The following is an 8,207-nucleotide window of genomic DNA, read 5'->3' on the forward strand; positions in this document are numbered from 1 at the left end:
GTCGGCGGGTGGGGTGGGTCAGGCGGCGGCGGGGCGCACCTCGGCGAAGTGGCAGGCCGAGGGGTGCGGGTCGGCGGCGCGCAGGACCGTCTGCGGGTCCTGGATGGCGCAGATGTCCTGCGCCTTCCAGCAGCGGGTGCGGAAGTGGCAGCCACTCGGCGGGTCGGCCGGGCTGGGCACGTCGCCGGTGAGCCGGATCATGTTCCGGTTCTCCCGGGCGTCCGGGTCCGGCACCGGCACGGCCGAGAGCAGCGCCTGGGTGTACGGGTGGGTGGCACGCTCGTAGATCTCCTGCTCGGTGCCGATCTCCACGATCCTGCCGAGGTACATCACCGCGACCCGGTCCGAGATGTGCCGGACCACCGACAGGTCGTGCGCGATGAAGATGTACGACAGGCCGAACTCGTCCTGGAGCTGCTCCAGCAGGTTGATCACCTGGGCCTGGATCGACACGTCCAGGGCCGAGACCGGCTCGTCGCAGACGATGACCTCCGGCCGCAGCGCCAGGGCCCGGGCGATGCCGATGCGCTGCCGCTGGCCGCCGGAGAACTGGTGCGGGTACCGGTTGATGTGCTCGGGGTTGAGCCCGACCACGTCCAGCAGCTCCTGCACCCGCTTCTGCTTGCTGCCCTTCGGTGCCGCGTCCGGGTGGATCTCGAACGGCTCGCCGATGATGTCGCCGACCGTCATCCGCGGGTTCAGCGAGGTGTACGGATCCTGCATCACCATCTGCATGTTGCGGCGCAGCCGGCGCAGCTCCGCGCCGGAGGACTTGAAGAGGTCCTTGCCCTCCAGCGTGGCCCGGCCGGAGGTCGGCGTCTCCAGCCGCATCAGCAGCCGGGCGAGGGTCGACTTGCCGCAGCCGGACTCGCCGACGATGCCGAGCGTCTCGCCCCGGCGCAGCTCGAAGCTCACCCCGTCGACGGCCTTCACCGCGCCGGTCTGCTTCTTGAACAGCACACCCTGGCTGATCGGGAAGTGCTTCACCACGTTGTCGACGGAGAGGATCGTCTCGCCGCGGACCTTGGTCGGGCTAGCGGGCGCTGTCATCACGGACCTCCTGCGCGAAGTGGCACGCGCTGGTCCGGCCGTCGCCGAGGACCAGGTCGTGCGGCACCACGTCCACGCAGACCTGCTGCGCGTACGGGCACCGGGGGTGGAACGGGCAGCCGGAGGGGATCCGCATCAGGTTCGGCGGCAGCCCCTTGATGGTGGAGAGCGCCTGCCCGCGTACGTCCATCCGCGGAATCGACTCCAGCAGGCCCTTGGTGTACGGGTGGGCCGGCGCCCGGTACAGCGAGCGCACGTCGGCGTGCTCGACGATCCGGCCGGCGTACATCACGGCGATCCGGTCCGCGACGCCGGCGACCACGCCGAGGTCGTGGGTGATCAGGATCATCGCCATGTCGAGGTCCCGGCGCAGGTCGGCCAGCAGGTCCATGATCTGGGCCTGCACGGTGACGTCGAGCGCCGTCGTGGGCTCGTCGGCGATCAGCACCTTCGGGTTCAGGGCCAGCGCCATCGCGATCATGACGCGTTGCCGCATGCCGCCGGAAAACTGGTGCGGGTAGTCGCCCAGCCGCTTCGCCGCCGCCGGGATCTTCACCAGGTCCATCAGCTCGACGGCCCGCCGTCGGGCGTCGGCCCGGGACATCCCCTCGCGCTGGCGCAGCGTCTCGCCGATCTGCCAGCCGACTGGGAAGACCGGATTCAGCGCGGAGAGCGCGTCCTGGAAGATCATCGCGATCTCCTTGCCGCGCACCTGCCGGCGCTGCTCCTCCGACTGGGTCAGGAGGTCCCGGCCCTGGTACAGGATCTGGCCGGAGCGGACGTGGGCCGGGGGAGTGTCGAGGATGCCCATGATCGCCTGGGCGGTCACCGACTTGCCGGAGCCGGACTCGCCGAGCACCGCCAGGGTCTCGCCCGCGTCCAGGTGGTACGAGACCCCGTTGATCACCTTGGCCACGCCCTCATGGGTGCGGAACTCGACGTGCAGGTCGCGTACCTCGAGCAGGTGGCCGCCGGGCGGGGTGGGAGAGGCCGGCGTCGGCCGGACAGCGGACTGGGTCATGAGAGTTCACCGCAGCTTCGGGTCGAAGGCGTCACGGATCGCGTCGCCGAGCATGATGAACGCCAGCACGGTCAGCGCGAGGAAGGTCGACGGGACGATCAGCGGGGTCGCCGACTCCCGCATGTGGATCCGGCCGGTGTCGATGTCCTGGCCCCACGAGATCGTCGGCGCCTTGAGACCGATGCCCAGGAAGGAGAGCGTCGCCTCGGCGGCGATGAACGAGCCGAGCGCGATGGTGAGCACCACGATGGCCGGGGCCAGCGAGTTCGGCAGGATGTGCCGCCACATGATCCGGCCGTGGCCGGCGCCGAGCATCCGGGCCGCCGCGACGTAGTCCTGCTCCTTCGCGGTGATCACCGACGAGCGCACCACCCGGGCGGCCGTGGTCCAGCCGAGGATGGCCAGCACGAAGATCACCGCCGTGATCCGGACCGTCGGGCTGGCGTTGCCGACCCGCTTGAGCAGCACGATCGCGGCCAGCAGCAGCGGGATGCCGAGCACCACGTCGATCACGCGGGAGAGCACCGCGTCGATCCAGCGGCCGAAGTAGCCGGCCACCATGCCGACCACCAGCGCGATCACCCCGGTGCCCAGCGCGGAGAGCGCGCCGACCAGCAGTGAGGCGCGAGTGCCGTGGACCGCGCGGGAGTACGTGTCGCAGCCCTGAAAGTCGTACCCGAAGATGGCCCCGCCGGACGGCCCGGCGTGCTGCCGGGAGAGCAGGCAGTCGCTCGGGTCGTTCGTGGTGAACAGGCCGGGGGCCAGGGCCATCAGGGTGAAGATGACCACCAGCGCCAGCGAGATCCAGAAGATCGGGTTGCGCCGCAGGTCGCGCCAGGCGTCGCCGGCCAGGCTGCGCGGCTTGTGCGCCGCGCCGATCTGGTTGGGCGTGCCCGGCTCGCCGGAGGGGCCCCGGCGGGCGGCCTGGTTCTCGGTCGCCGCCACCGTCTCAAAATCACTCATAGCGGATCCTCGGATCGAGTACGGCGTACAGGACGTCCACCACCAGGTTCGAGACCAGGTAGACCACGACGAGCACGCTGACGATGCCCACCACCAGCGGTCCGTCCTCGGTGCGGATGCCGCGGAAGAGGTTGAAGCCGACACCGGGGATGTTGAAGACGCCCTCGGTGATGATCGCGCCGCTCATCAGGTTGCCCAGCTCGACACCGAGGAAGGTGACCACCGGGATGAGCGAGTTGCGCAGCACGTGGACGGTGACGATCCGGCGCTTGACCAGGCCCTTGGACCGGGCGGTGCGGACATAGTCGGCGCGCAGGTTCTCCGCCACCGAGGTACGGGTCAGCCGCAGCGCGGTGGCCAGCGACAGCGAGCCGAGCACGATGCCCGGCAGCAGCAGCGCGTAGAACGTCGGCTCGGAGCCGGCGGTGGGCGGGAAGAGCTGCCACTTGACGCCCAGGAAGTACTGGGCGAGCGGCGCCAGCACGATGGTCGGGATGCCGAGCACCAGCAGGGTGAGCACCAGCGTCGAGTTGTCGAAGATGCTGGCCCGGCGGATGCCGGCGATCACGCCGGCGGTGACGCCGAAGATGATCGCCACGGCGAGCGCGATCAGCGCGAGCTTCACGGTGATCGGCCAGGCCGCCTGAAGGATGTCGCCGATCTGCCGGCCGGTCAGCGACTGGCCGAGGTCACCCTGGAGCAGGCTCTTGACGTAGTCGAAGTAGCGGTAGAAGAAGCCACCGACGCCCGTGGCGTCCAGGTGGTACTTCTCGGTCAGGTATGCCCGCTGGGCCGCCGTCACCGGTCGTTCGCCTGCGAGGGCCTGGATGGGGTCGCCCTGGCCGGCGAACATCAGCGCGTAGACGATCAGGGTGGTCCCGAAGAACGCGAGGACCATCTGCAGTAGGCGCCGCAAGATGTAGCGGAACATGCTTAGCAGTCTCTCCGGAAATGTGCGAAAGGGTCGCGGGACGGCATCTCTGGTCGTACCGGAAATATCGGTAGGGGTGCCGTCCGGCCCGGGGGAGGCCGGCGCCGCCTCCGACGCCGGGCGCGCGGCCCGGCCGGGGTAGCGCGGTCCGGGCCACCCGGGCGTCGTCGCCCGGATGGCCCGCACCATGGTCAGCTCAGCTGGCCGCTTCGATCTTGACGAGGTTGACCCGCTGGAACAGGTCCATCTCGACGTTCTTGACCTTGGACGAGTGGCCGAACACGTTCTCGCCGAAGCGGAGCGGGATCACCGGCATGTCCTTGGCCAGGATGTCCTCCGCCTGCTGGTACTTGGCGATCGCCTCGTCCTGCGTCTTGGCGGCCGAACCCTCCTTGACCAGCTTGTCGAACTCCGGGTTGCTGTAGCCGTAGTAGTTCGACGAGCCGTTGGTGGTGTACAGCGGGCCGAGGTAGTCCTCCATCGACGGGTAGTCCATCACCCAGCCCATCCGGAACAGACCCACCGGCTGCTTCTTCTCGACCTTGGTCAGCAGGTCGGCGAACTTCGGCTCGGCCGAGCCGACGACGTCGACGCCCAGGTTGGCCTTCAGCTGGTTGGCGGTGGCGTCGACCCAGTCCTTGTGACCGCCGTCCCCGTTGTAGGAGATGACGATCTTCGACGGGCCGCCGGCGGCCTGGTAGAGCTTCTTGGCCTCGGCCGGGTTGAACTCCCCGGCAGCGCCCGCGGTGTTGTCCCGGTAGCCCGGCAGCACCGGCGAGACGAACGAACGGGCCGGCTGCTGCGAACCCTTGAAGATCGACTTGGTGATCTCGTCCCGGTCGATCGCCATCGAGATGGCCTTGCGCACGTCCGGGTTGCTGTAGTCCTTGTCGAACGTCGGGAACGCGAGGAACTGGAACGACGACATCGGGCTGGTCTGGTACCGGTCACCGAGGTCGGTCGGCGCGGTGCTCAGGTTCTCGGTCGGGATCGTCGGGAGGACGTCCAGGTTGTCCCCCTGCACGTCCGCGTAGGCCGCGGTGAGCTGCTGGTAGACCCGGAACTCGACGCCCTTGACCTTGGGCTTCTGGCCCGGGTACGCGTCGTACCGCTCGACGTCGATCTTGGCGTCGTGCTGCCAGGTGCCCTTCATCTTGAACGGGCCCTGACCGATCGGCGCCTGCTCGTACGAGTCCTTCAGCACGCCCGGGCCGGAGAACGCGGCCTCCGGCAGCGGGTAGAAGGCGGTGTAGCCGAGCATCGTCTTGAAGTCGATGTACGGCTCGGACAGCGTCACGGTGAAGGTGAGGTCGTCGACCTTCTTCAGCCCGGACATCGTCTTGGCCTTCGGCTTCTCGCCCTGCAGGTCCTGGTAGCCGGCGATCTTCTCGAAGAAGTAGCTGGCGCCCTGGCCGTTGGGGGCGTACGCGCCGTAGTTCCACGCGTTGATGTAGTCGTCGGACGTGGCCTTCTCACCGTTGTGGAAGGTGAAGCCGTCCTTCAGCTTGATCGTCCAGACCTTGTTGTCCGACGACGTCACCGACTGGGCCGCCACCTCGTACGGCTTGTTCTGCGCGTCGTAGTCGACGAGCGGGCTGAACAGGCCGGCGAGCACCTGGGAACCCGACGTCTCGGTGGTGTTCGTCGGAACCAGGTGCTGCGGCTCGCTGATCTGGATGCTGACGGCCGCGTTGGGGTCGCTGCTGCCGGATCCGCTGCCTCCGCCGCTGCCGCAGGCCGCGAGGCCCAGGGTCACCGCGAGCGGGAGGGCGGTCCAGGCAGCAAGCCTACGAACTCGCATTGAGTCTCCTCATCTCCTCACGCTGCGCAGTCAGGCCCGGCGTGGGGTGACGCTGCGCAACAATCGGCAACGGTAGGTCGCCGGCGGCAGCTTCGACAACGAGAGCGTTGCGAAGGGGTAACGGAATGGGGTGCCGGGCCTTGTCGACGTCGGGCACCTCTGCTAAGGAGGAGGCCCGGAATCCCTGCTCAGGCTGCCTCTCCGCCCGCCCGGCCGCGCGCCTGGCGTGCGGTCGCGACGCAGCCGCGACCTTGCGTGCCCGTTGTCCGCTCTGTGGAGGTTGATGATCGTCTGTCGGTCTCGCGATGTGGCGCGATCCACAGCACCTAACTGTGAGTGATTAAACCCACGTTACGTTTAGTCACGGTTTGCCGTCCTCGGCCGGGCGGGCGACGCGCGTGAGACGATCGGTGCGTGACGGCGACGATCCTGGACGGCAAGGCGACCGCGGCGGAGATCAAGGACGAGCTGCGGGTACGGGTCAAGGCGCTCGCGGAGCGCGGCATCACCCCCGGGCTGGGCACCGTCCTGGTGGGCGCCGACCCCGGCTCCCAGGCGTACGTCAACGGCAAGCACCGGGACTGCGCCGAGGTGGGCATCGCCTCGATCCGGCGCGAGCTGCCGGCCGACGCCACCCAGACCCAGCTCGACCAGGTGCTGACCGAGCTCAACGCCGACCCGGCCTGCCACGGCTACATCGTCCAGCTGCCGCTCCCGGCCCACCTGGACACCCAGCGCGCGCTGGAGATGATCGACCCGGACAAGGACGCCGACGGCCTGCACCCGGTCAACCTGGGCCGGCTGGTGCTCGGCTACGACGCTCCGCTGCCCTGCACCCCGCGCGGCATCGTGGAGCTGCTCCGCCGGTACGACATCGCGCTGCGCGGCGCCAAGGTCGCCCTGATCGGCCGGGGCAACACGGTCGGGCGCCCGCTCGGCCTGCTGCTCACCCGGCGCAGCGAGAACGCCACCGTGACGCTCTGCCACACCGGCACCCTGGACCTCGCCGCGCACACCCGGGCGGCCGACATCGTCATCGTCGCGGCCGGCGTGCCGGGACTGCTCACCGCCGACATGGTCACGCCGGGCGCCACCGTGGTCGACGTCGGCATCACCCGGGTGGTCGGCGCGGACGGCAAGGGCCGCTACACCGGCGACGTGGACCCCGAGGTGGCCGAGGTCGCCGGCGCGCTGGTGCCGATGCCCGGCGGCGTCGGCCCGATGACCCGGGCGATGCTGCTGACAAACGTCGTCGAGCGCGCCGAGCGCGGCTGATCCGCCCGCACCCGGCTCATCGGGTCGCCGGGGTGCTGTGTCGTTACGCCCAAGCGCGTCATAACCGTCCGCCCCTCGCCCGATCGGTGCCAGGATGGCTGATACGGTCCGGAAAACCGACTGGTATCAGGGAGTGGGACGACCATGGGTAAGAAGGTCACTGTCGTCGGCGCCGGCTTCTACGGCTCCACCACCGCACAGCGCCTGGCCGAGTACGACATCTTCGACACCGTCGTGATCACCGACATCGTGGAGGGCAAGCCGGCCGGTCTCGCGCTGGACCTCAACCAGTCGCGCGCGGTCGAGGGCTTCGAGACCAAGGTCGTCGGCGCCACCACCGGCCCGAACGGCGAGGGCTACGAGGCCATCGAGGGCTCCGACGTCGTCGTCATCACCGCCGGCCTGCCCCGCAAGCCCGGCATGAGCCGGATGGACCTGCTGGAGACCAACGCCAAGATCGTCCGCCAGGTCGCCGAGAACGTCGCCAAGTACGCCCCGAACGCCGTCGTCATCGTGGTCTCCAACCCGCTCGACGAGATGACCGCGCTGGCCCAGCTCGCCACCCAGTTCCCGAAGAACCGGGTGCTCGGCCAGGCCGGCATGCTCGACACCGCCCGGTTCACCAACTTCGTCGCCGAGGCGCTGAACGTACCGGTGAAGTCGGTCAAGACCCTCACCCTCGGCTCGCACGGCGACACCATGGTCCCGGTGCCCTCCAAGAGCACCGTCAACGGCAAGCCGCTGCGTGACGCGATGCCCGCCGCGCAGATCGAGGAGCTGGTCGTCAAGACCCGCAACGGTGGCGCCGAGGTGGTCGCGCTGCTGAAGACCGGCTCGGCGTACTACGCCCCGTCGGCCGCCGCCGCCCGGATGGCCAAGGCCGTCGCGGAGGACTCCGGCGAGGTCATGCCGGTCTGCGCCTGGGTCGACGGGCAGTACGGCATCTCCGGCGTCTACCTGGGCGTCGAGGCCCAGATCGGCCGCGAGGGCGTCAAGAAGGTCGTCGAGACCGACCTGGACGCCGACGAGCTGGCCAGCCTCAAGGCCGCCGCCGAGGCCGTCCGCGCGAAGCAGGCCGACATCGCCAACATGTGAGCTGATCCAACCCCGAAGGGGCACGCCGGCACCCGCCGGCGTGCCCCTTCGGGGTTGGATCAGCTCACATG

The 8,207-nt window shown here is 69.4% G+C and carries 7 protein-coding genes; 2 read left to right on the forward strand and 5 right to left on the reverse strand.

What is annotated here, in order from left to right; translation table 11 throughout:
• Positions 1 to 18: 18 nt before the first annotated feature.
• From DKT69_RS24070 to DKT69_RS24090, 5 genes are all read right to left on the reverse strand, one after another.
• Complete coding sequence (locus DKT69_RS24070; protein WP_109803771.1) at positions 19 to 1,050, reverse strand: ABC transporter ATP-binding protein; 1,032 nt, start codon at positions 1,048 to 1,050, stop codon at positions 19 to 21.
• Positions 1,034 to 2,071, reverse strand: a complete 1,038-nt coding sequence (locus tag DKT69_RS24075; protein WP_109803772.1) for an ABC transporter ATP-binding protein — start codon at positions 2,069 to 2,071, stop codon at positions 1,034 to 1,036. The genes DKT69_RS24070 and DKT69_RS24075 overlap by 17 nt, the downstream gene beginning before the upstream one ends.
• Before the next feature lie 6 nt (positions 2,072 to 2,077).
• Positions 2,078 to 3,034, reverse strand: coding sequence for an ABC transporter permease (locus DKT69_RS24080; protein WP_109803773.1), 957 nt, complete (start codon positions 3,032 to 3,034; stop codon positions 2,078 to 2,080).
• Entirely contained in the window at positions 3,027 to 3,965 is a 939-nt protein-coding gene (locus DKT69_RS24085; protein WP_109803774.1) for an ABC transporter permease, read from the reverse strand. The genes DKT69_RS24080 and DKT69_RS24085 overlap by 8 nt, the downstream gene beginning before the upstream one ends.
• 196 nt (positions 3,966 to 4,161) lie before the next feature.
• The gene (locus DKT69_RS24090; protein ID WP_109803775.1) at positions 4,162 to 5,766 is read right to left on the reverse strand and encodes a peptide ABC transporter substrate-binding protein; all 1,605 of its coding nucleotides are present in this window, start codon (positions 5,764 to 5,766) and stop codon (positions 4,162 to 4,164) included.
• 414 nt (positions 5,767 to 6,180) lie between these two features.
• Between DKT69_RS24090 and DKT69_RS24095 the strand changes: the two genes are divergently transcribed.
• Entirely contained in the window at positions 6,181 to 7,041 is an 861-nt protein-coding gene (locus tag DKT69_RS24095; RefSeq protein WP_109803776.1) for a bifunctional methylenetetrahydrofolate dehydrogenase/methenyltetrahydrofolate cyclohydrolase, read from the forward strand.
• Positions 7,042 to 7,185: 144 nt separating this feature from the next.
• Positions 7,186 to 8,136, forward strand: a complete 951-nt coding sequence (mdh, locus tag DKT69_RS24100; protein ID WP_109803777.1) for a malate dehydrogenase — start codon at positions 7,186 to 7,188, stop codon at positions 8,134 to 8,136.
• The last annotated feature ends 71 nt before the right edge of the window (positions 8,137 to 8,207 follow it).

It is taken from the genome of Micromonospora sicca (assembly GCF_003172935.1).
Lineage (GTDB): Bacteria > Actinomycetota > Actinomycetes > Mycobacteriales > Micromonosporaceae > Micromonospora > Micromonospora sicca.

What these genes read in the sequence shown, in the direction of transcription:
- mdh (WP_109803777.1), top strand. Translation starts at nt 7,186, where the DNA reads ATGGGTAAGAAGGTCACTGTCGTCGGCGCCGGCTTCTACGGCTCCACC.
- DKT69_RS24070 (WP_109803771.1), bottom strand. Translation starts at nt 1,050, where the DNA reads ATGACAGCGCCCGCTAGCCCGACCAAGGTCCGCGGCGAGACGATCCTC.
- DKT69_RS24080 (WP_109803773.1), bottom strand. Translation starts at nt 3,034, where the DNA reads ATGAGTGATTTTGAGACGGTGGCGGCGACCGAGAACCAGGCCGCCCGC.
- DKT69_RS24075 (WP_109803772.1), bottom strand. Translation starts at nt 2,071, where the DNA reads ATGACCCAGTCCGCTGTCCGGCCGACGCCGGCCTCTCCCACCCCGCCC.
- DKT69_RS24090 (WP_109803775.1), bottom strand. Translation starts at nt 5,766, where the DNA reads ATGCGAGTTCGTAGGCTTGCTGCCTGGACCGCCCTCCCGCTCGCGGTG.
- DKT69_RS24085 (WP_109803774.1), bottom strand. Translation starts at nt 3,965, where the DNA reads ATGTTCCGCTACATCTTGCGGCGCCTACTGCAGATGGTCCTCGCGTTC.